The following is a 23,339-nucleotide window of genomic DNA, read 5'->3' as shown; positions in this document are numbered from 1 at the left end:
AATTCCAGCCAAGTGGCGCGTCGGGCGCGATTGCGCATCGTCATATGCCCTTGACGCAAGGTGAGGCGAGGGCTTGAATGCGCTTACTTTTTTGAAGATCTTGTGACTCTGGGGGCGGGGTTCTGTGCGGTTCTTGCGGGGGAAATCTGGCGTGCCCAAACGCCCTGGCCCAGAGCGGGGCAGGTGTGTGTCAGCTGCCACGGCCGTGTTGGTCGTGCTGTCGGGTGTGCTCGTGCTGCCAGGTCAACTAGCCGCTGCCGCTCCCGCTGAGGCGGACTCAGCGTCCCTGACCGAAGTGCAGCAGGCGTTGGCGGAGGCCGAGGATTCCGGCCAGCGTGTGGAGGTGGCGGGTGAGCGTACGGACCGTACGACGACCTTCGCCAACCCCGACGGGTTCACCTTGACGCTCGAGCAGTCCGTCGTCCCTGTGCGGGTCAGTAAGCCGGGCGGTGGCTGGCAAGCGCCGAACGCGACACTGGAAAAACGTTCCGACGGCTCAGTGGGGCCGAAGGCTGCCGCAGTGTCGATCGCCTTCTCGGCCGGAGGCGACAAGGCTCCGCTGGCGCGGATCGCGGGTGAGGGCACCTCACTCGAACTGCAGTGGCCGGGCAAGCTGCCCGCCCCGCGGCTGGACGGGGCCAAGGCCGTCTACGACGACGTCCTGCCGGATGTCGATCTGCAGGTGACCGCGACCCCGGAGAGTTTCCAGCCGGTGTTCGTCGTCAAAACGCCGGAGGCCGCGGCCAACGAGGAGATCGCGACGACGGCACGGGCATTAAGGTCGAAGAACTACGCCGGGGTGGAACTGGTCGCCGACTGGTCGGCCGACAAGGGTGTCGGCACCACGATCGCCGACACCGCGTCAGGCTTCGGCCAGTCGCTGGCCCTCAGTGGTGGAGCCTCGCTGGACGGTGAGTCGATCGTGGCGGACGGAGTGGACGACGCGGCAACCACGGCCGGTCCCGTCGTGGACGACACCAGTTCGTTCACCGTCACGGCCCTGGCGGCCGTGGACGGTGCCAAGTTGCTCGACAAGCAGGCGGGTTACACGGGTCAAGTGCTCGGCCAGCGGACGTCCGACGGCTCGGCCTGGGGCTTCTGGTACGAGCTGACGGACAAGGTGACTGTCTTCGACGAGGAGGCTGGGGAGGAGAAAACCGTCCCGAAGGGTTTCTGGCGCTTCGGCCGGCTGAACGCCGACGGCATCTTCAGTGCGGTGGCCTCCGAGGACAACGCGCTGTTGGACGGCATGGTCAGGATGACCGGTGTCGCCAACGCCCAGGACGGCACGATCGGCCTCTATCTGGGAGCCGTCCCGAACGGCGAGGAACAGGCCTTCAGCGCCAAGATCGGCACGGGGGACTTCGCCGTCGGCAAGGGGTTCAGCGGCAACGCGTGGAAGCACTACCTGCCGGGAGGCGTCGCGGAAGTGCGGCTCTGGGCCGGTGCGATGGCCGGCTTCGAACAGGTCGAGCAGACAATAGGCGACTGATAGCCGCCGGGTGAGCAGGCCGCGGCCGCTGGCCTCACCCACAGACAGAGCGCGGCACACGCAGCAGTCCGCGCCGACTGCGAAAACTCTTCACAACGGGACCGGGTGGGGCGGAAACACATGATCTTTGGCAGGGGCACGTCGAGAGTGTTGGGTGACGTGACACGACGCCCGATGGGCCGGATGCTCGTGCAGTCTCTGGCCCTGGCGCTCGTGATGCCGTTGGGAGCAGCGCAACTGGCCCAGGCCACGGAGGCCACCGGCCTGGGACGACCGGACGTGCCCGAGTCTCGGGTGAGCAAGGTCCAGGCGTTGGACGGTCTCGGTGCCAAAGAGGCACGTGCGAAGGTGGCCGAGGGCAAGAAGACCAACAAGGCCCAAGCCGACCGGGCTCGTAAGGAGCAGGCAGCGGCCTGGCCGGGCGAGGGCGAGGCCACCCTCGGACTCACGGCCGGTAAAGCGTCCGATGCCAAGTCGGCCGGTGTCCCGGTCACGATCGCGCCGCTCACCGCCGGGAAAGGGGCCGCGGGCGGCAAGACGCGCCTCACGATGCTGGACCAGAAGGCCGCCCGCGAGGCAGGCATCACCGGCGTTCTGCTGACCGCTGACGCGGACAGCGCCGGAGACGCGAAGGTCAGCGTCGACTACAGCGGCTTCGCTTCCGCCGTCGGCGGCGGCTGGTCCCAGCGGCTGCGTGTCGTGCAGCTCCCCGCCTGCGCGTTGACGACGCCCGAGAAGCCGGAGTGCCGTAAGCAGCGTCCGCTGGTGTCGGACAACGACCTCGAGCGTCAGTCTGTGTCAGCCAACGTGAGTCTCGCCGAGGCCGGCAGCGGACCTGCCACGCAACTCATGAAGGCGTCGGGCAGTGCTGCTGCTCCCACCGCCACCGTGTTGGCCGTGACGGCTGCCGCACCCGGTTCCGGGGCCTCCCCGAAAGGCTCCGGAAACTACGCGGCGACGCCGCTCTCGGCGTCCTCGTCCTGGGAGTCCGGTGGCAGTTCGGGCTCCTTCACCTGGTCGTACGACTTCACGCTGCCTCCGGCGGCCGCAGGCCCGCAGCCGCCGCTGTCCCTCTCGTACGACTCGGGCAGCGTGGACGGCCGTACCGCCACCTCCAACAACCAGGGCACCTCGGTCGGTGAGGGCTTCGGCGTCACCGAGTCCTACATCGAGCGCTCCTACGGATCGTGCGACGACGACGGTCACGACGACGTCTTCGACTCCTGCTGGAAGTACGACAACGCGCGCATCGTGCTGAACGGCAAGTCCTCGCAGCTGGTCAAGGACGACGACGGCCTGTGGCGGCTGGAGAACGACGACGCCTCGAAGGTGACGCGCTCCACCGGCGCGGACAACGGCGACGACAACGGTGAGTACTGGACCGTCGTCACCGGCGACGGCACCAAGTACGTGTTCGGCCAGAATAAGCTCGACGGCGCCGACGCCCAGCGCACCAACTCCGTCTTGACGGTGCCGGTGTTCGGCGACGACTCCGGTGAGCCCGGCTACTCCGGCGGCGACGCCTTCGCCGACCGCGCCCTCGACCAGGCCTGGCGGTGGAACCTCGACTACGTCGAGGACACCCGAGGCAACGCGGCCACCTACTGGTACGCGAAGGAAACCAATTACTACAAGAAGAACAAGTCCGAGACCGCCAACGCGGCCTACACGCGCGGCGGTTACCTGAGCCGCATCGAATACGGACTGCGCAAGGGTGCTCTCTTCACCGACAAGCCCGACGCGAAGGTCACCTTCGGCTACGCCGAACGCTGCACCGCCTCGGACTGCTCCAGCCTGACCAAGGACACCTCGGAGAACTGGCCCGACGTCCCCTTCGACGCGATCTGCTCCAAGGACGACGACGATTGCGACGCGTCCAGCCCGTCCTTCTTCTCCCGCAAGCGCCTGACCGGGATCGACACCTTCTCCTACAACGCCACCACGACCGCGTACGACGCCGTGGACTCCTGGGACCTGACGGAGGAGTACCTGGACGGCGGTGACATCGGTGACAGCTCCGACCAGGTACTGATCCTGAAGTCCCTCACGCGCACCGCGAAGGCGGGCGACGAGGCCATCACGCTCGCGCCGGTGACGTTCACCTACCACATGCGGCCCAACCGGGTCGACGCCACGGACGACATCCTCCCCCTGACCCGCCCGCGCATCAACACCGTCACTTCCGAGACCGGTGCGATCACCACAGTGACCCTCTCGGGCGAGGAGTGCGTGCGCAGCCAGGTGCTGAACGCGGCGCCCGACACCAACACCCGGTCCTGCTACCCGCAGTTCTGGCACATCAACGGCGCAGAGAACGCCTCCATCGACTGGTTCCACAAGTACCGGGTGCTGGCCGTCACCGTCTCCGACCCGACCGCCGCCAACGAGACGGTCGAGAACGCGTACTCCTACAGCGGCGCCGCCTGGCACCACAACGACGATCCGATGACGAAGAAGGCCGAGCGCACCTGGTCCGAATGGCGCGGATACGCCCAGGTCACGGCATGGACGGGCGCGACAGACAGAACCCGCTCGAAGACGGTTTCCCTCTTCCTGCAGGGGATGCACGGCGACGAGAAGAGCGACGGCACCACGAAGTCCGTCTCCGTCGCACCGCTGCAGGCACCGGCCCTTGGAGCGGCTTCCGTCACCGACAGGACCGAGTACGCAGGGCAACTGCGCGAACAGGTCACCTACGACGGCTCCACGGCGATCGCGGCGGCGGTCAACGACCCCTGGTCACAGGAGACGGCACGGCAGACCCCGCCCGGCGCCGCCGACCACGTCGCACGCTACGTCCGTACGCAGAAGGTGCACAGCTACACCTACCTGACCACCTCCAAGACCTGGCGCGAGCGCCTGACCAGCACGTCATTCGACAGCTACGGCATGCCGGTCACGGTGGAAGACGCCGGGGAGGTGGGCAAGACCTCGGACGAGACCTGCACGCGCACCTGGTACGCCCGCAACGCCGATGTCGGCATCACCAGTGCGGTGTCACGCACCCGCGCGGTCGCCCGTACCTGCGCGACGGCGGACAGCTCGTTGGCTCTGCCCGCGGCCATGGACCCGGCGAAGCCCACGCGCGGCGATGTGATGGCCGACGTCAGCACCGTGTACGACACCGACAATGCGACGGCCTGGTCGGCGTCTCAGAAGCCCACTGTGGGGCTGCCGACCTGGACCGGCCGCGCCACCGGGTACGCAGCCACCGCGGACGCCAACGGCGACCGTCTGCCGAGCGCATGGCAGAAGATCTCCACCACGACATACGACACTCTGGGCCGGCCCCTGAGCGTCAGCGACGCGACCACGAACACTCCCACCCTGCTCGCCTACACTCCCGTCGATGCAGGCCCGCTGACCCGGACCGTCACCACCGACCCCAAGACCTACAAGACGGTCAGTTTCCTTGACCCGCGCCGCGGTCAACCGCTGCGCGTCTACGACGTCAACAGCAAGAAGACCGAGCTGAGCTACGACGCGCTCGGCCGCACAACCCAGGTCTGGCTGCCGAACCGGGTGAGCGGGAGTCAGGAGCCGAACCAGAAGTTCGCCTATCACCTGGACAACACCAAGCCGTCGTGGGTCTCGTCCTCGTCCCTGAAGAACGACGGCGAAACCTACAACACCACTTACACGCTCTACGACGCCCTTCTGCGTCCTCTGCAGTCGCAGTCACCGACTCCCGACGGCGGTCGGCTCCTGACCGACACGCGGTATGACACGCGTGGTCTGGCGTACGAGACGCACGCCGACATCTTCGACAACACCAGCACGCCCAACGGCACGTACACCAGGGCCGAGAACGGTGAGGCCCCCACTCAGGCAGAGACGGTGTTCGACGGCGCCGGCCGAGCCACCAGCACCAGTCTGTACGTCTTCGGCGTCAAGAAGTGGACCACTGCCACCAGCTACACCGGTGACTCCGTCGCGACGACGGCGCTCGAGGGCGGCTCGGCGCACCGCACGATCACCGACGTGCGCGGCCAGACGACCGAGACACGTGAGTACGCGAGCACGAGCCCGGCCGACGCCTCCTTCGGCAGCACTGTCGGGGCTCCGTACACCCACACGAAGCTGACCTACGGCCCGGACGGACAGCAGGAGACGATCACCGGACCGGACGACGTCACATGGTCATACGGCTACGACCTGTTCGGTCGCCAGGTGACCGCAGTCGACCCAGACAAGGGATCCACCACCACCGAGTACGACGTCCTCGACCGCCCGGTGAAGTCCACGGATTCACGAGGCAAGTCCATCCTGACCGCCTATGACGAACTGGGCCGCCCCACCGGTACCTGGGAGAACTCCAAGACGGACGCCACCCAGCTCACCGCCTTCGCCTATGACGCCCCCCTCAAGGGTGAGCCCACCTCCTCCACCAGGTACGTGGGCGGCAAGTCCGGAGCGGCGTACACGCAGACCGTCACCGCGTACGACAATCTCAACCGCGCTACCGCCACCCAGCTGCAACTGCCGGCGAGCGACCCGTTCGTGAAGGCCGGAGCGCCGTCCACCCTGGCATTCGAGACGTACTACAACATCAACGGCACGTTGAAGGCAGTGAAGGAGCCGGCTCTCGGAGGGCTGCCGTCCGAGGGCATGGAGTATCGATACGACCCCTTGGGCCATGTGACGTCGATCCGCGGCGCCACCGGCTATCTGCGGGACGTGGACTACTCGCCTCTCGCGCAGCCCAACCTGTTGGAGTTGGGAACAGGCGGCACTGACAGCAAGAGCTTCTTCGTCGCCAACAACTTCGAGGAAGGCACCGGCCGCCTGACTCGCAGCCACGTCACGGACCAGACGCACGGTTACATGTTGCAGGACCTCAACTACACCTACGACCAGACCGGCAACGTCACGGCGATCAGCGATCCGGCTCTTCTGGGCGGCGCGAGTTCGGCCGACACACAATGCTTCACGTACGACGGCCACCAGCGCATGACGGAGGCCTGGACACCCGCTTCGCAGAAGTGCTCCGACGCCCGAAGCGCGTCCAGCCTGTCCGGCCCGGCCCCGTACTGGTCGTCCTACACGTACAACCAAGCGGGTCAGCGGACCAGCGAGACGGTCCACAAGGGCACCGGCGACACGAAGACGACCTACTGCTACGCCAACACCGCCCAGCCGCACACCCTGACCGGCACCACGACCAAGCCCACGTGCACAGCCCCGGAGCGGACCTACACATACGACAAGTCCGGCAACACGGCGGTTCGCCCTGGTGCGAGCGGAGCCCAGACCTTGGCGTGGTCGACCGAGGGCCAGCTGAGCAAGCTCACGGAGAACGGCGCGTCGACGGATTACCTGTACTCCCCCGACGGCTCCCTGCTGATCCGCAACACGCAGAACGGTGAGCGAGTCCTGTACGCCGGCGCCACGGAACTCCACCTTCGCGCCAACGGCACCATGTGGGCGCAGCGTTACTACGCGGCGGGCGATGTCACGGCGGCCGTCCGCACCAATCAGTCGGGCACCAACAAGCTCAGCTACCTGACGGGCGACCGGCACAACACCTCGTCGCTCGCCCTCAACCCGGACGCCAACCAGACCTTCACCAAGCGCTACACGACACCGTTCGGCAGCGACCGCGGCGCCCCGCTGTACGGCCCCTGGCCCGACGACAAGGGCTTCCTCGGCAAAACACGGGACGCCACGACCGGCCTGACACACATCGGCGCCCGCGAATACGACCCGTCCATCGGCCAGTTCATCAGCGTCGACCCCGTCCTCTCACTCGACCAGCACCAGTCCCTCAACGGCTACGCCTACGCCAACAACAACCCTGTCACCTATTCCGACCCCGACGGCAGGAAGATCTTTCCGGACGACAACGGCGGCGGCTACATCGACAGCGGCGGCAAGGGAGGAACCCACACCGCGACGAATCGCGACAACGCCCGCAAGCGCAATGGGGGAGGCCTTACCGAACTGCCGGCTACAAGCGGTACGGCGTCGGGGGGCAGTGGTGGCAGCAAGCCCCTTGTTGTCGCCGGAGAGGTCGTTCCGACAAGGGACGAGCTCTTTTACCGGGGGTATGGGGTAGGTGGTCCCGATGCGGACAGCTACGCTCACATGTTGGCGCGCTGGGCGGAACACAAGTGCGGCATTCGCGACGGTATTGAGGCGTTCTGTGATACGGCCGCTCGTGCGGGGCTGATCAGGGACCCGCACAGCAGCGCAAACGACCCGTGGGGTATCAAGGCGAACATTCACTGTCTCACCGGTCGCGGCGACTGCGGCGAGGCAATTGTGTCCGACGTCCTCATGCTGGTCGGGGCGGCCTTCCGCTCCGTCGCCAAGGCACTCAAAGCGCGAGGTGCCACTGCCACGGCTGCGGCAGCGGCAGAGGCGGAGGTGGCCGCCGCTAACTTCCTCAAGGCTGCATGCAGTTTCTCGCCCGACACGCCGGTTCTGCTCAAAGACGGCAAGACCAAGGCGATCAGCAAGGTAAAGCCTGGGGACGACGTTGAGGCTGCCGACCCGAGCACCGGCAAACACAAGGGCTCACGGTCTGTAATTGCCCGCCTCGTTAACCACGACTACGACCTCGTTGACGTCACAGTCCGTACTGCCGATGGCCGTACCTCGACGATCCACACCACCGCCAAGCACCCCTTCTGGAACGACACTCTTCACACCTGGACAGACGCGGCTCACCTGCGGCCGGGCCACCTGCTCAACACCGTTACTGACAGCCACGTCCAGGTTGTTGCGGTCAACGACCAAGTCGGCTCCGCGGACATGTACAACCTGACCGTCGACGACCTCCACACGTACTATGTGCTGGCGGGGGCTACGCCAGTATTGGTGCACAACGCTGGTGGCGATCCAGTCGATCTCACTGGAAAGAGTATGACTGTCTGGCAACGTGGACCGTACAGAATCGATATCGAAGGTTCGCCGAGCGGCGTTCAAATGCACTTCCAGGAGCAGATCAATGGCGTCAAGTCTAGCGCCGCTCCCAAGTATCATTTTAACCCGGAAACTGGCGAGTTCGATGGGATGTCGAATAGCCTGAAGAAGGATCTGCGGAAGAATTATCCGGATTTCGCAAAGGGTCTCGCCAAGGGTACTGATATATTTGGACGCGCACAGCTCGGTGCGACGGGTTGTCCGTGACGCTACAGTTTGCAGCTAGGAGCTTCATGGTGAGAATCAGCCGAGATTTTCGAGAGATGCTAGGGGACGACTTCGTGAACGGCGTTCGCGCGTCGGACAGGTATTCTCCCCTGGAGTCCGTCGTTTATGCAGGCTGGGTGACCGATGACGGCGCCACCCTGCTCGCCGAATTTCGCGATTCCTACTTTGGCGAACGGTCGGCATTCGCGGATGCAGGAAGTTATGAGCTGGCTGTCAATGGGCGAGGGATTCCTGATCTAGATATTGAAGCGGTGGGTAAAGCGCGTGTCGATGCGCTTATGAGGCGGGGTATTGCTTTTGCTTGGGATGCACTCTATGCAGCCTATGCATTGCCGTGTGAATCAGCGCTAGTAGCCCGCGTCTCCGTGGCGCCGATTTTGATGGATCCAGACATGTACACAGGCTACGTATCGTTCTTTTCTGCTAAATTTTCCGATAGGCTTGGAATGGGGGCGGACAGCGAGTTGGATGGATTCCAGGTTCTAATGTCTGGCAAAGATTGTGCAACTCCGCTGCCTGACTGATTGGAAACCGCGAAACCCCACCAGAGTTTGTTTCTGGTAGGGCTTCCTGCAGGGCTCTTGCAAGGTCGAGTCGATCTTGCGTAGTGGCTGGTCGGTAGGGGTGTGACCGAACGAGCTGAAGCCCCGTTGCAGCAAGTGACCTACCAAGTCCCTTGCCCGCAACGGAGCTTCAGTGATTCGTGAGTCTTCCATGTCCGTGTCCGTGTTGTCGTGCTCTGTCGTTCCGTCGGGTGACGGCATGGTGGAGGATGTTGATCCGCGTGATCGTCGCGGCCGGCGGTATCCGTTGATCGCGCTGGTCAGGGCGGCTGCCTGCGCGGTGGCGACCGGCGCCCCGCTCGTACGCGGCGATCGGACACTGGCTGCGTCGGGCGCCCCAGGACGCCCTGACCCGCCTGGGATTTCCCGCCCGCGGCTCGTTGGGGATCCGGACGGCCGCGTCGGTGGACACCCTTCGGCGGATCATCGAGCGCCTGCACCCCGACGGGCTGGCCGCGCTCCTGCGGCCGGCCGACGGCGCCTCGTCGCGCCCGACGCGCCTGGCCGCGGACGGCAAGAGTGCGCGGGGCTCGCGTACCCGTACCCGCACCGCGGCTCACCTGCCAGCCGTCATCGATCAGGACGACCAGGTCATCGCCCAGCTCCGCATCCCCGACAAGACGAACGAGATTCCCTGCCTGCGCGACGTGCTCGGCGAACTGGACATCGAGGGCGCCTGGGTCAGCGCGGACGCGCTGCACACCCAGACCGAGACCGCGCGGTTCCTCGTCGAGGACAGCCCACTTCTTGCTCACCGTAAAGCTCAACCAGCCGACGCTGTACGACAGTTGCCGCCGCCTTCCCTGGAAGAAGGCCACCACGAAGCACTACGACCGCACCGAGGGTCACGGCCGCAAGGAGACCCGCGTCGTTCAGGTGCTGAGCGTCTCCCACCTGGACTTTCCCCATGTCCGCCAGGTCGCCCGAGTCACCCGCCACCGCACCGATACCGCGACGGGAAAACGAACCCGTGAGACCGTCTACGTGATCACCGACCTGCCCTCCCAGCAGGCAAAACCGCAGGACATCGCCCTGGGACTTCGCGATCACTGGAAGATCGAGAACAAGATCCACTACATCCGGGATGACCTCTGGGACGAAGATCGCTCACAGATCCACACCGGCCACGGCCCCGAGAACATGGCCACCCTGCGCAACGCCATCCTCAACAGGCTCCGCGCGACCGGTACCACCAACATCACCGAAGCCGTCCGCGACCTGTCCCACGAACCCTTCGCTGCCCGCTCGATCTCCTCGCCATCGCCCGCTGACCAGCGCAAACGTCAGAGAGATTCGACTTCGCAAGAACCCTGGCCAGTTGGGCCTGGACCTCACCGGTCGTCAGGCCCTTCGCCGCGAGCGAGATGACCATCTCGTCCACGCCGGACAGACGCTTCTGCCGCTTCTTGACGATCCTCGGGCCCGAAGCTGCGGTCCCGGTCGCGGGGCACGGCTATCTCGACCGGGCCGACATCGGTCAACGCGGCCTTGGCCCGGGTGCCGTTCCGTGCGTTGCCGCCGTTCTTCCCGGCCGGGTCGTGCTTGTCATAGCCGAGATGGTCGGTGATCTCGCCCCCGAGAGCGGACTCCAGGAGCCGCTTGGTCAGCTGCTGGAGCAGGCCGCCCTCGCCGGTCAGCTGAAGACCCTCGGCCTGAGCCCGGCCCCATCAGCTCGTCAATCGGCCGGTCGTCCACAGACTTTGCCGGCACCGCCTCAGACGGCTCGACGGACTCGGCCTCGGTCACGTTGTTGCTGGTCATCTGAGCATCTTCCATAATTTTCGGCAAGGCGGATCCCCCCCGTGTTCTGGCTGGTGTTGAGCGAAGCGGCGCTCCGGCAGGAGATCGGCGGACGGGCCGTCATGCGCGAGCAACTGGCCCATCTGTTGTCGTTCGAGGGGAACCCTCGGATCAACGTGCAGGTGCTGCCGTTTGCCGCCGGGGCGCACCCTGGCACTCAAGGCGCGTTCACCATCTTTCGCTTTACTGGCGACCCTGCCATCGTCTACACCGAGGGTTATGGCATCGGCTATCCGAGCGCAAACCCGGACACCGTCAAGGACTGTTCACTCAGGGCTCCGTCAAGTTCCGTGATTGCGTGGAGGGTTGGCGATCAGGCCGGTAGGGGCGGATACCAGAGCAGGCACGGGGGTTCGTGATCATTGTGGTGTCGAAGCCAGATGATCACGAGGACGTCCCGTGCCTGCTGTTGCATCTTCCCCTATCCCTGCCGTGCTGGAGAAGCTGGGGCCGCTGGATGCGGACCGGATCGCTGACCTGCGTCCCTACCTCGAATCGGTTCCGGATCCGCGCTCACGCCGGGGCCGGTGGTACTCGCTGACGGCGATCTTGCTGGTGTGCGCCTGCGCGGCCGTCTGCGGCGCGAAGAGCATCGACGAACTCGCCGAGTTCGGCGAGCGGGCCACGAACTCGCTGCTGGCGTCCCTCGGGGTACGCCGTCACCTGCTCGGCTGGCGGCGCAGCCCCAAACCGGTCACTCTCGGACGCGTCCTTCAGGCACTTGACGGCGACGCCCTGGACCAGGCCGTTGGCGCCTACCTGGCCGACCGGCACCGCATCACCGCGTCCGCGGACGTGCCCGAGGCCCGAGCGCGGCAGGTCATCGCCGTGGACGGCAAGGCCCTCAAGGGCTCAGCCCGCCTGGACACGCCGCGCCGTCACCTGCTCTCGGCGGTCACCCACGACCGCGTCGCCACGATCGCCCAGGTCGAAGTCGGTGCGAAGACCAACGAAGTGCGCCACTTCAAGCCCCTGCTGGCACCACTCGACCTCGCCGACACCGTCGTCACCTTCGATGCCCTCCATTCGGTGAAGGCCAACATCACCTGGCTGGTCGAGACGAAGAAGGCCCACTACATCGCCGTCATCAAGACCAACCAGCCCACCGCCTACGCCCAGCTCGCCGCCCTGCCCTGGACATCGATCAAGGTCCAGCACACCGCCTCCGCCACCGCCCACGGCCGCCGCGAGTCCCGCTCGATCAAGACCTGCGCCATCGCCGACAACCTCGGCGGCATCGCTTTCCCCCACGCCCACCTCGCCATCCGGGTCCACCGCCGCCGCAAGCCCACCGGCCGGCCCGAAACCCGCGAGAACGTCTACGCGGTCACCAGCCTCGCCGCCCATCAAACCCGCCCCGCCGACCTCGCCGCCGCCATTCGCGAGCACTGGGGAATCGAAAATTCCTCCCACTACATCCGAGATGTCACGTTCGCTGAGGACGCCTCGACTATTCACGCCGGAACCGCACCCCGCGCCATGGCCACCATCCGCAACCTCGCCATCGGCACCCTGAAGATCCTCGGAGCCGACAACATCGCCAAGACCACCCGAGCCCTCCGCCACGAACCAGAACGAGCACTCGCCATCCTGGGCATCACCAACAACCCGGACACTCACGGAACTTGATCAAGCCCTGCTGTTCACTCCGTTACGATCATCTCCGGGCTGCCGCTCTCTCCCTCAAGGATTCTGCGGAGCTGATCCGGCGAGTGATGGAGGAGCGCTATGGGGAGCGACGTGACTCTGACGGGGATCCAGTGGCGTAAGTCCAGTCACAGCGGCGACCAGGGCGGGGAGTGCGTTGAATGTGCTCCGGTCGGGCCCCTGACCTGGCGTAAGTCCAGCTACAGCGGCGACCAGGGCGGGAACTGCGTGGAAATCGCCCAGCCTGTTGCTGAGGCAGGTGCCGTTGTTGCTGTTCGTGATTCCAAGACGTCGGCGGGCCCGGTGTTGACTGTTGGGCCCGCCGGGTTCTCGCGGTTTCTGGAGTGGGTTACAGGCGCTGGATGATCGTGCCTGTTGCCAGTGCGCCGCCTGCGCACATGGTGATCAGGGCGAACTCCTTGTCGGTGCGCTCCAGTTCGTGCAGGGCGGTGGTGATCAGGCGGGCGCCCGTCGCGCCGACCGGGTGGCCGAGGGCGATCGCGCCGCCGTTGACGTTGACCTTGGACAGGTCGGCGTCGAAGACCTTCGTCCAGCTCAGCACCACCGACGCGAACGCTTCGTTGATCTCGACCAGGTCGATGTCCTTCAGCGTCATGCCGGCCTTGCCGAGTACCGCACGGGTCGCGTCGATCGGGCCGTCCAGGTGGAAATGGGGGTTCGCGCCCACCAGGGCCTGGGCGACGATCCGTGCCCTCGGCTTCAGCTTCAGGGCACGTGCCATTCGTTTCGACGCCCACATGATCGCCGCCGCGCCGTCGCTGATCTGCGACGAGTTGCCGGCCGTGTGGATCGCCGTCGGCATCACGGGCTTGAGGCCTGCCAGGGCTTCCGGAGACGTGTCGCGCAGGCCCTCGTCACGGTCGACCAGTCGCCACATGCCCTGGCCCGCCGCCTGCTCGTCCTCCGTCGTGGGCACCTGCACGGCGAACGTCTCGCGTTTGAAGCGTTCCTCCGACCAGGCCGTCGCCGCCCGGTTCTGGGAGAGGACGCCGAGGCCGTCCACGTCCGCCCGGGTCAGGCCGCGGTGTCGCGCGATGCGTTCCGCCGCCTCGAACTGGTTGGGGAGGTCGACGTTCCACTCGTCCGGAAACGGTTTTCCCGGGCCGTGCTTCGAGCCCGAGCCGAGCGGGACGCGGCTCATCGCCTCGACGCCGCAGCTGATGCCGACGTCGATCACGCCTGCCGCGATCATGTTCGCGGTCATGTGCGAAGCCTGCTGCGAGGAGCCACACTGGCAGTCGACGGTGGTCGCCGCCGTCTCGTAGGGGAGGCCGACGGTCAGCCAGGCGGTGCGGGCGGGGTTCATGGACTGTTCGCCGGCGTGGGTCACCGTGCCGCCGACGATCTGTTCCACGGCGTCGGCGGGGATGCCGGTGCGGCCGAGGAGTTCGCGGTACGTCTCGCCCAGGAGATAGGCGGGGTGCAGGTTGGCGAGCGCGCCGCCGCGCTTGCCGATGGGGGTGCGGACTGCTTCCACGATCACGGGTTCGGCGGCCATGGGTGCGGATCCCTTCGGAACTAGTACGTGTTCTAGTTCTCTGCTGAGTGCAGTCTGCTGACGTGATGTGCGTCACCGCAAGGGTCTTGCAGCCTCAAGGCTCCTGAACTACCTTCTCGCCATCTGTTTCTGATGACACGTCAGATTCTGCGGGATGCCGAACGCAGTCGGCATCGTCAGATGGCTGGAGCCGCCGATGCACTGTCCAGCGCTTCCCGACGGGTTCGACTTCACCGACCCCGACCTGCTGCAACACCATGTGCCCCTGCCCGAGTTCGCCGCACTGCGGCAGGCCGAGCCGGTCCGCTGGGTCCCGCAGTCGGGCAACGTCGCCGGCTTCCAGGATGAGGGGTACTGGGCGGTCACCCGGCACGCGGATGTGAAATACGTTTCCACGCATCCCGAGCTCTTCTCCTCCTACCTCAACACCGCGATCATCCGGTTCAACGAGCACGTCGAGCGCGCCTCGATCGACGCCCAGCGGTTCATCCTGCTGAACATGGACCCGCCCGAGCACACGCGCGTGCGGCAGATCGTTCAGCGGGGGTTCACGCCGCGGGCCATCCGGGGCCTTGAAGAGCGGTTGCGGGCGCGGGCCGTCGACATCGTCGAGCGGGCGCGCGAACAGGGCGACGGTTCCGGCGATTCCGGCGGTTCCTTCGACTTCGTCACCTCCGTCGCCTCAGAACTGCCGCTGCAGGCCATCGCCGAGCTGATCGGCATCCCCCAGGACGACCGCGCGAAGATCTTCGAGTGGTCCAACAAGATGATCGCGTACGACGACCCCGAGTACGCCATCACCGCCGAGGTCGGCCGGCAGTCGGCCGCCGAGGTGATCGCGTACGCGATGGGCATGGCAGCGGAGCGCAAGCAGTGCCCCGCCCGCGACATCGTCTCCACACTGGTGGCCGCCGAGAACGAGGGCAACCTCAACTCCGACGAGTTCGGGTTCTTCGTCCTCATGCTCGCGGTGGCCGGAAACGAGACGACCCGCAACGCCACCACCCACGGGATGCACGCCTTCCTCACCCACCCCGAGCAGTGGGAGCTCTACAAGCGTGAGCGGCCCGACACCGCCGCCGAGGAGATCGTGCGGTGGGCCACGCCCGTCGTCGCCTTCCAGCGGACCGCCACCCAGGACACCGAGCTCGGCGGCAAGCTGATCAGGAAGGGGGACCGGGTCGGGATCTTCTATGCCTCCGCCAACCGCGACCCGGAGGTGTTCGAGAACCCGGACTCCTTCGACGTCACCCGCGATCCCAACCCGCATCTCGGGTTCGGCGGCGGCGGACCCCACTTCTGCCTCGGCAAGTCGCTCGCCGTCCTCGAGATCAACCTCATCTTCAACGCCATCGCCGACGCCATGCCCGGCATGAAGCTGGTGGGCGATCCGCGACGGCTGCGGTCGGCCTGGATCAACGGGGTGAAGGAGCTGAGGGTCGCGGCGGAGTAGGGGGCTGCTGTCCGGCGCATCTACTGTCGGCGGGTCTGTTGCGGGCGGGTCTGCCATGGGACGGGTGCCGGGCGTATACGCGGCCGTATACTCCCGGTATGAGCGATGCGATGATTCGTGTTCCCGCCGAGGTGCGGGACCGGCTGGCGGTGATCGCCGAGTCGAGGGGGACGTCGATCCGATCCCTGGTTCAGGAGTTCGCGGAATCGACGCTGACCGACGAGGAGCGGCGGGAGCGGGCGGAGCGGACCCGCAACTACCTCGCGGAACACTTCGGTGTCGACGTGAGTGACGACGAGAGCGCGGCCATGGGGCGCAGGCTCCGGGAGGCCTTTGCCCGGCAGCAGGACGCCGTCGCGTGATCCTCCACCACCTCGTTCTGGACGCGCCGACGCTTCTGGCCCTGTCCGGCAACCGGCAGGTGTCCGCGCTGATCCACCGGGCGCACTTCGAGACGGAGACCCGCTTGTGGGTGCCGACGTTGTCGGTCCTGGAGGCGGACCGCGAGCATTTCGGGATCGCCGAGCACATCGGCCAACTGGAGGTCCTCCACACCGTGGACCTCGATTACACGGCGGTGCTTGCGGTGGCCCGACTGCATCGCGACGGCGTCCCGGCGGGGGTCGGGGCGGTCATGCATGCCGCCCACAACCTGCCTGAATGGGGTGCGGAAGCGCTTGTCGCCACCGTGGACCCGAAGGCGTACGAGGGGCGGGGCGTGCCCGTGCTGGACCTCAACCGCTGAGCCGGTCGCACGCGGGTGCGCAAGCACGCGGTGTGCGCCGAAGGCGACGGCCCGGGGGATCGGGGGCGTCACCTTCGGCGCGTATCGGGGCGCGAAGCGCGGGTCGCACGGTGGGGCTCACGCGGGTGGTGCCAGGGGTGCGGGCGGCGCAGGTGGTGCAGCGGTGCAGGTTCGTGCAGGCGGTGTGGTCGGCGGGGCTCAGTACCAGCCGTTGGCCTGCCAGAAGGCCCAGGCGCCGACCGGGCTGCCGTAGCGGGAGTTCATGTAGTCCAGGCCCCACTTGATCTGGGTCTTGGCGTTGGTCTTCCAGTCGGAGCCGGCCGAGGCCATCTTGGAGCCGGGCAGGGCCTGGACGAGGCCGTACGCGCCGGAGGAGGCGTTGGTGGCGTCGACGTCCCAGCCGCTCTCGTGCTTGACGATGTTGGAGAAGGCCTTGTACTGCGCGGCGTCCGGGATCATCTTGTGCGCGATCGCCTGGGCCTTGGAGGCGGAGGACACGGACGTCGTCGCGGCGTGGGCCGGGGCGGCGGACAGTGCCATACCCGCGGCGGCGGCGGCCACGGCGATGCCGGTGAGGGCCTTCTTCGGGGAAGCGATGCGACGGATGACGGAGACGGACACGAAGAACCTTTTCTTTCGGGGACGGTGGCGGTCGCCTGCATGCCGGAGTCACGCGGTGCGTGGCCGCACCGCGTGGTGTGCGGTGAGTGGCTGCATGCCGCGGCGCCGAGGCCCGTGGGCTCGTCGGCGCCGTGCGACGTCATCCACAGAAACAGGATCGGCCGCTGTCCGCAAAGACCCCTTTTGCTAGTGGACGTCGTATGTCGGGGGCGGGGTCCCGGTGTGACCTGGCTCTCAATGTGCAGGTCAGACCCCATGATGGCATGCGCATGGCTTGCGATTTGCCCGACTAGTTCGGTTAGTAGGTGATGTGGGTCATGTGGGGTGGTTCACCGATCAACGGGGTTCGGAGGTCGTCCGAGAGGGTTCGGGGGCCGTCCGCGAGGGTCCAGGGGTCGCCCGAGGGGCCTCGAATGTGACCGCGGTCTCGAAGGCGGCCCGCCGGGTCGCTCTGCGCAGCGCCTTCAGCACCGCCGGACCGAGCGTGTACGTCAGCAGTACGGTGACCAGCGCCCGGCCCAAGTCCCAGCCCAGCGACGTCGCCACGCAGTACGCCAGGAAGCGGGCCAGGTTCGCCGGGACCGTCCCGTCCGGATCGAAGGCGACGCCCGAGGCCAGCGTGCCCATGAAGGGCCAGCCGGCCAGGTTCATCGCCGTGCCGTAGGCGAAGGCGGCCAGGAAGCCGTACGCCGACAGCACGAGCAGTTCGGCACGGCCGCGCAGCCGGTGGCCGCCCGGCAGCAGGCCCGCGCCCATCGTGAACCAGCCCATTGCCAGCATCTGGAACGGCATCCACGGGCCCACCCCGCCCGTGAGCAGCGCGGACGCGAACATCGTGACCGAGCCGAGGACGAAGCCGAAGCCCGGGCCGAGGACCCGCCCGCTCAGCACCATCAGGAAGAACATCGGCTCGATGCCCGCCGTCCCCGCGCCGAGCGGACGCAGCGCCGCGCCTGTCGCCGCCAGCACGCCCAGCATCGCCACCGCCTTCGCGCCCAGCCCGGACTCCGAGATCGTCGCCGCCACCACCGCCACCAGCAGCACCAGCAGGCCGGCGAAGAGCCAGGGGGCGTCCTGGGCGTGGGCGTTCAGCGCGGAGGCGGGCGGGGCCAGGAAGGGCCAGCCGAAGGCGACCACGCCCACCGCGCCGACCAGCGCCAACGCGGCGAGGGAACGCGGTCCCAGCCGGACGGGACGCGGACGCCGGGCGGGACGGGGACGCCGCCCGGGGAGCGGACGTCGTTCGGGTCCGGAGCGCCCACCGGGTCCGGGTCGCCGCCCGGGTCCGGAGCACCGCTCGGGTCCGGGGCGCTGCCCGGGGCGGGCCGTCATCGCAGTGCCTCCCTCACCTGTGCGACCGTGAGCCACCGCTGCGGGGCCAGGATCTTCGTCACCTGCGGGGCGAAGGAGGGTGAGGAGACCACGACCTCGGCCGTCGGGCCGTCCGCGATGATCTCGCCCTCGGCGAGCAGCACCACCCGGTGGGCCAGTTCCGCGGCCAGCTCCACATCGTGCGTGGCCAGCACGATCGCGTGACCGGCCGCCGACAGCCCGCGCAGGACGGCGACCAGGCGGGCCTTCGCCGCATAGTCCAGGCCGCGGGTCGGCTCGTCGAGGAGGAGGAGCGGCGGGCGCGCGGTGAGGACGACGGCCAGCGCGAGGGTGAGGCGCTGGCCCTCGGAGAGGTCGCGGGGGTGGACGGCGTCCGCGATGCCGGGCAGCAGCTCCGAGACCAGGGCGCGGCAGGAGCCGGGCTCGGCCCGCGCGTCCGGGTCGGCGGCCGCGCACTCGGCGGCGACCGTGTCGGCGTACAGCAGGTCGCGCGGCTCCTGCGGGACCAGTCCGACGCGGCGGACCAGGTCGCGGGGCGAGGCGCGGTGCGGGACGGCGCCCGACACGCGGACCGTTCCGGCGGTCGGCTCGACCAGGCCCACGAACGTGTTGAGCAGCGTCGACTTGCCGGCCCCGTTGCGTCCCATGAGGGCGATGGTCTCGCCGGGCGCGACGGTGAGATCGACGTCGCGCAACGCCTGGACGCCGGCTCGGCGGACACCCAGGGCACGGGCCTCGGCGGGGGGTGCGGGAGGAGCGGTGGGCACGTCGGGGGAAGGGGTGGGGGAAGGGGCGCGGCGTAGGAGGCGGTGGGCCCAGAGCCTCGCGGACGGCGTCTGTGCCGGGGGCTCGACGACCGGTGCAGGCGCAGGCGCAGGCGCAGGCGCAGGCGCAGGCGCAGTCGCAGGTTTCGGTGTCGCCGCCGCCGACCCGGCGTGAGCGTCGCCCGGCGCGTTGCCGGTGTTTCGGGGTGTTTCCCGAGTGGCGAGGCGTTCGCGCAGGTCGGCCGCCCTTCGTCGGGCGTCGCGCACCGTCAGAGGCAGCGGCGACCAGTCCGCCAGCCGGCCCAGGGCCACGACCGGTGGGATCACCGGGGACACGGCCATGACGTCCGCCGGCGCGCCGAGCACGGGAGCCGCGCCGGGAGCGGGCAGCAGGGCGACCTGGTCGGCGTACTGCAGGACGCGTTCCAGCCGGTGCTCCGCCAGCAGCACCGTCGTCCCCAGGTCGTGGACCAGCCGGAGCAGGACCGCGAGGACCTCCTCGGCGGCGGCCGGGTCGAGCGCGGACGTCGGCTCGTCCAGGACGAGCACCCGGGGGTGCGGGGTGAGCACCGAGCCGATCGCGACGCGCTGCTGCTGGCCGCCGGACAGGGTGGCGATGGGGCGGTCGCGCAGGCCGGCCAGGCCGAGCAGGTCCAGGGTCTCCTCGACGCGGCGGCGCATCACCTCCGGCGGCAGGCCCAACGACTCCATGCCGTAGGCGAGTTCCTCCTCGACCGTGTCCGTCACGAAGTGCGAGAGGGGGTCCTGGCCCACCGTGCCGACGACGTCGGCGAGTTCACGCGGTTTGTGGGTGCGGGTGTCGCGGCCGGCGACGGTGACCCTGCCTCGCAGGGTGCCGCCGGTGAAGTGCGGGACGAGGCCTCCGACCGCGCCCAGGAGCGTCGACTTGCCCACCCCCGACGGGCCCGCCAACAGCACGAGTTCGCCTTCGGGGATCTCGAAGTCGACGCCGCTGACGGCGGGTTCGGAGCCACCCTCGTATGTCACGGAAACGTTCTCGAAACGGATCACGACGGCTCCTCGGACGCGAACGCGGGCAGCAGGCCGAGCAGGACGGCAGCCGCCGGCCAGAGCGGAAGGGCGGGCGCGGTCAGCGGCACCACGCCGGGACGCAGCGCCGCCGGGTCCGCGGACGCGGCGACGACGAGAAGAGCCGCGACGGCGACGCCGGAGGCGGCGACCAGACAGGCGCGCGGCGTCCAGCGGTCCGGACGGTACCGGGTGCGCGGAGAACGGCGGCCCCCCAGACGCAGCCCGGCGAGGGCGGCGACGACCCCGGCGAGCAGCACCGGCAGGCCGTACGTGCCGCCGGCGGCGGTGAGCAGGCCGTACGTTCCCGCGCAGACGCCGAGCAGACCGCCCAGCGTGAGGGCGGCGGTCGTCCGGCGGACGGGGGCGGGGACGTCGGCGGTGCGGCCGTATCCTCGGGCGTCCATCGAGGCGGCCAGGGCCACCGAGCGTTCCAGCGCGCCCTCCAGCACCGGCAGGCCCACCTGGAGGAGTCCGCGCAGGCCGCGGTCCGGGCGGCCCCGCAGTCGGCGGGCGGCGCGCAGCCGGTGGACGTCCGCGACGAGGTTCGGGGCGAACGTCATGGCCACCACCACCGCCACACCCGTCTCGTAGAGCGCGCCGGGCAGGGATTTCAGCAGGCGGGAGGGGCTGGCCAGGGCATTCGCCGCACCCACGCACACCAGCAGGGTGGCCAGGCGCAGGGCGTCGTAGAACGCGAAGAGCAGGCCCTCGGCCGTCACCGCGCCGCCCAGCCGGATGCCCTGCGCCCAGTGCGGGAGCGGGACTTCGGGCAGCGTGACGAGGACGTGCGTGCCCGGGATCGGGGAGCCCAGCACGACGACGAAGACGATCCGGACGACCAACACGGCGAGGGCGAGCCTGAGGAACGCGGTGTAGGAGCGGGCCCAGGGCGTGTCCGGGCGGCACACGGCGACGACGTACGCGGACACCGCGAGGAGCAGGCCGAGGAGGAGCGGGTTGGAGGTACGGGTGGCGGCGGTCCCGAGGCCGAGGGCCCAGAGCCACCAGGCGGCGGGGTGGAGTTGCGGGCGGGAGCGGCGGTCAGCCATTCCGGCGCGAACCCCGCCGTCGTGCCTGCCACACCGCCGCCGCGGCCAGCACGGCCACGGCCGCCGCACCGCCGTAGAGGCCGAGCGACGGGCCGCCGTCGCTGTCGCTGTGGCCGACGTCGCCGTCGGCGTCGCCATCGGCCTTGGGCTGCGCCGTGGGCTGCTTCGTCCGGTCCGCCGCGGCGTCCGTCGACACCTGCTCCCCGCAGCCCGTCTCCGGGTAGCCGGAGATCGCGCACAGCAGGGCGTTCGCGTCGTAGCGCAGGGGCTTGGCGACGGCGGCGAGAGCCTCGGCCGTCGTCGCGGCGGGGGAGACCCGGGCGCACGCCGTGCGTTGCGCGGGCGACGGCGGACTCTCGCCGCCCGGGGCGTCCGCCGGCGTGCCGAAGTCGATGACCAGGGCCACGCGCTTGGTGCCGTCCTGCGCGGGCGTCCCGGCACAGATCGCCGCGAACGAGGCGGCGCCGCGCGGCTGCGACGCGTCCTGGGAGTCCGCGCTGACGGCGAACCGGAAGCCCTGCACGTCGCCGTCGGCCGGGCGGGCGAGGGACGGCCCTTGGGTCGCGTACGTCCAGTGGCCGCCGGCGCCGCCGCGGGCGCGGTCCCAGAAGGACCAGTAGCGGTAGCCCGCCGCCTGGGCGGGGACGGCCGAGCCGATCACGCCGACCGCGCCGGTGAGGACGAGCGACAGCGCGGCGAGGACGACGGCGACGCGGCGGCGCGTCACGGCTGCTGCTTCCGGCCGCGGGCGCTGAGGAGGAACCCGATGCCGATGCCCGCGACGAGGAAGACGCCGACTATCAGCCAGACGCTGTAGCCGGAACCCGAGTCGTCCGTCTTGTCGGCGTCCGCGGTGTCACCGCCGGCGGCCCGGTCGCCGGTCTTCGCGGTGGCCTGCGGGGTCGGGCCCGTCGCGTCGAGCTGTGCGACCAGGTCCGTGCCGCCGAAGGCGCGCGGGTCGGCGCCCGTGGCGTGGGCCGCGAAGATCAGTTGGGCGTAGGCGGCCGGGCCGCTCTGCTTCGCCCAGGCCGCCGAGTTCTGCCGCAGCCAGGCGAGGGGCTTCTTCGCCTGCTCGACCGCGCCCTGCGCGGCGAGCGCGACGACCGCGTCGGCTGTGTTGCCGTAGTCGGGCTGGTCCGCGGCGCCGGGCAGGGACGACGTGAGGTAGCCGGTGGCGGCGACCGCCCGGACGAGGTGGGCGGCGCCGTTGCGGGCGAGGTCGGCCGGCGTGAGCGCGCCGGGCGTACCGCCGCACACGGGGGCCGCCTCTGTGCGAGCGGCGGTCTTGCCGGCCTTCGCCGCGAAGCCCTCGCCGAGCGCGCCGAGCACGCCCGCCGCCGTCGCGTCCGCGTTGGCTGCGAGGGCGCCCTTCTTGTCCGGCTGATAGGCGAACGCGCCCCCGCCGGCTCCACCGCCGTTCCCACCGCACGGGAGGGAGAGCTTTCCGAGCGCGTCGAGCGGCGACTTCCCGGCCTTCCGCACCCGCGCGGGCTGCTGCCCGGCCGCCGTCAGCGCCCCCGCCACGACGGCCGTCGAGTTCGCGTCGCTCGCCCCGCCCGCGGAGTAGCCCCAGCCGCCGTCGGCGTTCTGGACGGACTTCAGCCAGCCGACCGCCTTCTCCGCCGCGGCCCGGTGACCGCCGAGGGCGGCCAGCGTTTGGACGGCGGCGGCCGTGCTGTTGGTGTCGGTCATCACCTTCGCGTCGCAGGGCTTCGCGGGGTCGGCGCGGAAGGCGGCGAAGGCGCCGTTCGCGCACTGCTGGCCGGTCAGCCACGCCACGGCCTCGTCGGCCGGGGTGACGCCCACGGTGTGCTGCGCGAGCAGGGCCAGCGACTGGCGCCAGACGCCGTCGTAGGTCGGGTCGGAGGTCCCGTACAGCCCGGCGGGCCGCGCCGTCGGGGCGGCGGGGGAGGGAGTGGCGGCGACGGCGGGGACGGCAGCGCCCAGCACGACGGTGACGGCGGCGAGAGCCGCGGCGCTACGGCGGACGTTCATGATCGGCGGGTGCCTCTCCCGGTCGGGGAGCCGGCGGCACGGGACACCCCGGCGGCTCGGCTCCGTATGCCTCGACGGTGCCGTGCGAAGGCGGGCCTGCCGACGCACGCGAGCCGGTCACGTCCCGTACCGGGCGATCCGGCTCTGCGGACGG

Annotated in this window: 16 protein-coding genes and 3 pseudogenes; 11 read left to right on the top strand and 8 right to left on the bottom strand. The window is 69.0% G+C overall.

Translation table 11 applies throughout. The annotated features are described in order from the left end of the window. Positions 1-205: 205 nt before the first annotated feature. The 4 genes from QA802_RS13435 (at position 206) to QA802_RS13420 (ending at position 10,575) form a co-directional block, all read left to right on the top strand. Complete coding sequence (locus QA802_RS13435; protein WP_443042276.1) at positions 206-1,492, top strand: LamG domain-containing protein; 1,287 nt, start codon at positions 206-208, stop codon at positions 1,490-1,492. A gap of 174 nt (positions 1,493-1,666) precedes the next feature. Then, the gene (locus tag QA802_RS13430) at positions 1,667-8,623 is read left to right on the top strand and encodes an RHS repeat-associated core domain-containing protein (protein WP_443042275.1); all 6,957 of its coding nucleotides are present in this window, start codon (positions 1,667-1,669) and stop codon (positions 8,621-8,623) included. A 26-nt stretch (positions 8,624-8,649) separates the two neighbouring features. Beyond that, on the top strand, positions 8,650-9,168 hold the full coding sequence (locus QA802_RS13425) for a hypothetical protein (protein ID WP_334521669.1): 519 nt from the start codon (positions 8,650-8,652) through the stop codon (positions 9,166-9,168). A 558-nt stretch (positions 9,169-9,726) separates the two neighbouring features. Continuing rightward, positions 9,727-10,575, top strand: a complete 849-nt coding sequence (locus tag QA802_RS13420) for an ISAs1 family transposase (protein WP_334521667.1) — start codon at positions 9,727-9,729, stop codon at positions 10,573-10,575. On the opposite strand, the pseudogene QA802_RS13415 reads toward QA802_RS13420, so the two are convergent. After that, a pseudogene (locus QA802_RS13415) lies at positions 10,502-10,875 on the bottom strand (transposase); the annotation flags it as partial. The gene QA802_RS13420 and the pseudogene QA802_RS13415 sit on opposite strands and share 74 nt — an antisense overlap. A gap of 128 nt (positions 10,876-11,003) precedes the next feature. Between QA802_RS13415 and QA802_RS13410 the strand changes: the two are divergent. The 4 genes and pseudogenes from QA802_RS13410 to QA802_RS13400 all read left to right on the top strand — a co-directional run. Continuing rightward, a pseudogene (locus tag QA802_RS13410) lies at positions 11,004-11,366 on the top strand (DUF5753 domain-containing protein); the annotation flags it as partial. Positions 11,367-11,439: 73 nt separating this feature from the next. Further along, positions 11,440-12,636, top strand: a complete 1,197-nt coding sequence (locus tag QA802_RS13405; protein ID WP_334518335.1) for an ISAs1 family transposase — start codon at positions 11,440-11,442, stop codon at positions 12,634-12,636. Positions 12,637-12,647: 11 nt separating this feature from the next. Further along, positions 12,648-12,776 (top strand): annotated as a pseudogene (locus QA802_RS41545) (XRE family transcriptional regulator); the annotation flags it as partial. Next, a complete protein-coding gene (locus tag QA802_RS13400) occupies positions 12,736-13,020 on the top strand; it encodes a DUF397 domain-containing protein (protein WP_334521665.1) in 285 nt (94 codons plus the stop codon). The pseudogene QA802_RS41545 and the gene QA802_RS13400, both read left to right, overlap by 41 nt. On the opposite strand, the gene QA802_RS13395 is transcribed toward QA802_RS13400, so the two are convergent. Further along, positions 13,004-14,173, bottom strand: coding sequence for a steroid 3-ketoacyl-CoA thiolase (locus tag QA802_RS13395; protein ID WP_334521663.1), 1,170 nt, complete (start codon positions 14,171-14,173; stop codon positions 13,004-13,006). The two genes, QA802_RS13400 and QA802_RS13395, sit on opposite strands and share 17 nt — an antisense overlap. Before the next feature lie 196 nt (positions 14,174-14,369). On the opposite strand from QA802_RS13395, the gene QA802_RS13390 reads away from it, so the two are divergent. From QA802_RS13390 to QA802_RS13380, 3 genes are all read left to right on the top strand, one after another. Further along, positions 14,370-15,626: a cytochrome P450 gene (locus QA802_RS13390; RefSeq protein WP_334534592.1), complete on the top strand. Its 1,257-nt coding sequence runs from the start codon at positions 14,370-14,372 to the stop codon at positions 15,624-15,626. Between the two features lie 98 nt (positions 15,627-15,724). Then, positions 15,725-15,988, top strand: coding sequence for a hypothetical protein (locus QA802_RS13385; protein ID WP_334521661.1), 264 nt, complete (start codon positions 15,725-15,727; stop codon positions 15,986-15,988). After that, positions 15,985-16,371, top strand: coding sequence for a PIN domain-containing protein (locus tag QA802_RS13380; protein WP_334521658.1), 387 nt, complete (start codon positions 15,985-15,987; stop codon positions 16,369-16,371). The genes QA802_RS13385 and QA802_RS13380 overlap by 4 nt, the downstream gene beginning before the upstream one ends. Positions 16,372-16,569: 198 nt before the next feature. On the opposite strand, the gene QA802_RS13375 is transcribed toward QA802_RS13380, so the two are convergent. From QA802_RS13375 to QA802_RS13350, 6 genes are all read right to left on the bottom strand, one after another. Beyond that, positions 16,570-16,992, bottom strand: a complete 423-nt coding sequence (locus QA802_RS13375; protein WP_319169710.1) for an aggregation-promoting factor C-terminal-like domain-containing protein — start codon at positions 16,990-16,992, stop codon at positions 16,570-16,572. 336 nt (positions 16,993-17,328) lie between these two features. Then, on the bottom strand, positions 17,329-18,324 hold the full coding sequence (locus QA802_RS13370; RefSeq protein WP_443042104.1) for an ECF transporter S component: 996 nt from the start codon (positions 18,322-18,324) through the stop codon (positions 17,329-17,331). Next, positions 18,321-20,120, bottom strand: a complete 1,800-nt coding sequence (locus QA802_RS13365) for an ABC transporter ATP-binding protein (RefSeq protein ID WP_334521653.1) — start codon at positions 20,118-20,120, stop codon at positions 18,321-18,323. Before QA802_RS13365 ends, QA802_RS13370 begins: the two co-directional genes overlap by 4 nt. Next, positions 20,117-21,190 (bottom strand): CbiQ family ECF transporter T component, encoded by a 1,074-nt coding sequence (locus QA802_RS13360; RefSeq protein ID WP_334521650.1) that lies wholly within the window; start codon positions 21,188-21,190, stop codon positions 20,117-20,119. Before QA802_RS13360 ends, QA802_RS13365 begins: the two co-directional genes overlap by 4 nt. Continuing rightward, positions 21,183-21,917 (bottom strand): SCO2322 family protein, encoded by a 735-nt coding sequence (locus QA802_RS13355; protein ID WP_334521647.1) that lies wholly within the window; start codon positions 21,915-21,917, stop codon positions 21,183-21,185. The genes QA802_RS13360 and QA802_RS13355 overlap by 8 nt, the downstream gene beginning before the upstream one ends. Beyond that, positions 21,914-23,185: an SCO2321 family membrane protein gene (locus QA802_RS13350; protein ID WP_334521644.1), complete on the bottom strand. Its 1,272-nt coding sequence runs from the start codon at positions 23,183-23,185 to the stop codon at positions 21,914-21,916. The genes QA802_RS13355 and QA802_RS13350 overlap by 4 nt, the downstream gene beginning before the upstream one ends. Positions 23,186-23,339 lie beyond the last annotated feature (154 nt).

Origin of the sequence: Streptomyces sp. B21-105, from assembly GCF_036898465.1 — a bacterium.
Lineage (GTDB): Bacteria > Actinomycetota > Actinomycetes > Streptomycetales > Streptomycetaceae > Streptomyces.
This window is presented reverse-complemented; position numbering and strand designations above follow the sequence as displayed.

Excerpts from the sequence above, each read along its gene's own strand:
- QA802_RS13430 (WP_443042275.1), top strand. The coding sequence starts at position 1,667 with ATGGGCCGGATGCTCGTGCAGTCTCTGGCCCTGGCGCTCGTGATGCCG.
- QA802_RS13425 (WP_334521669.1), top strand. The coding sequence starts at position 8,650 with ATGGTGAGAATCAGCCGAGATTTTCGAGAGATGCTAGGGGACGACTTC.
- QA802_RS13400 (WP_334521665.1), top strand. The coding sequence starts at position 12,736 with ATGGGGAGCGACGTGACTCTGACGGGGATCCAGTGGCGTAAGTCCAGT.
- QA802_RS13395 (WP_334521663.1), bottom strand. The coding sequence starts at position 14,173 with ATGGCCGCCGAACCCGTGATCGTGGAAGCAGTCCGCACCCCCATCGGC.
- QA802_RS13390 (WP_334534592.1), top strand. The coding sequence starts at position 14,370 with ATGCACTGTCCAGCGCTTCCCGACGGGTTCGACTTCACCGACCCCGAC.
- QA802_RS13385 (WP_334521661.1), top strand. The coding sequence starts at position 15,725 with ATGAGCGATGCGATGATTCGTGTTCCCGCCGAGGTGCGGGACCGGCTG.
- QA802_RS13370 (WP_443042104.1), bottom strand. The coding sequence starts at position 18,324 with ATGACGGCCCGCCCCGGGCAGCGCCCCGGACCCGAGCGGTGCTCCGGA.
- QA802_RS13360 (WP_334521650.1), bottom strand. The coding sequence starts at position 21,190 with ATGGCTGACCGCCGCTCCCGCCCGCAACTCCACCCCGCCGCCTGGTGG.
- QA802_RS13350 (WP_334521644.1), bottom strand. The coding sequence starts at position 23,185 with ATGAACGTCCGCCGTAGCGCCGCGGCTCTCGCCGCCGTCACCGTCGTG.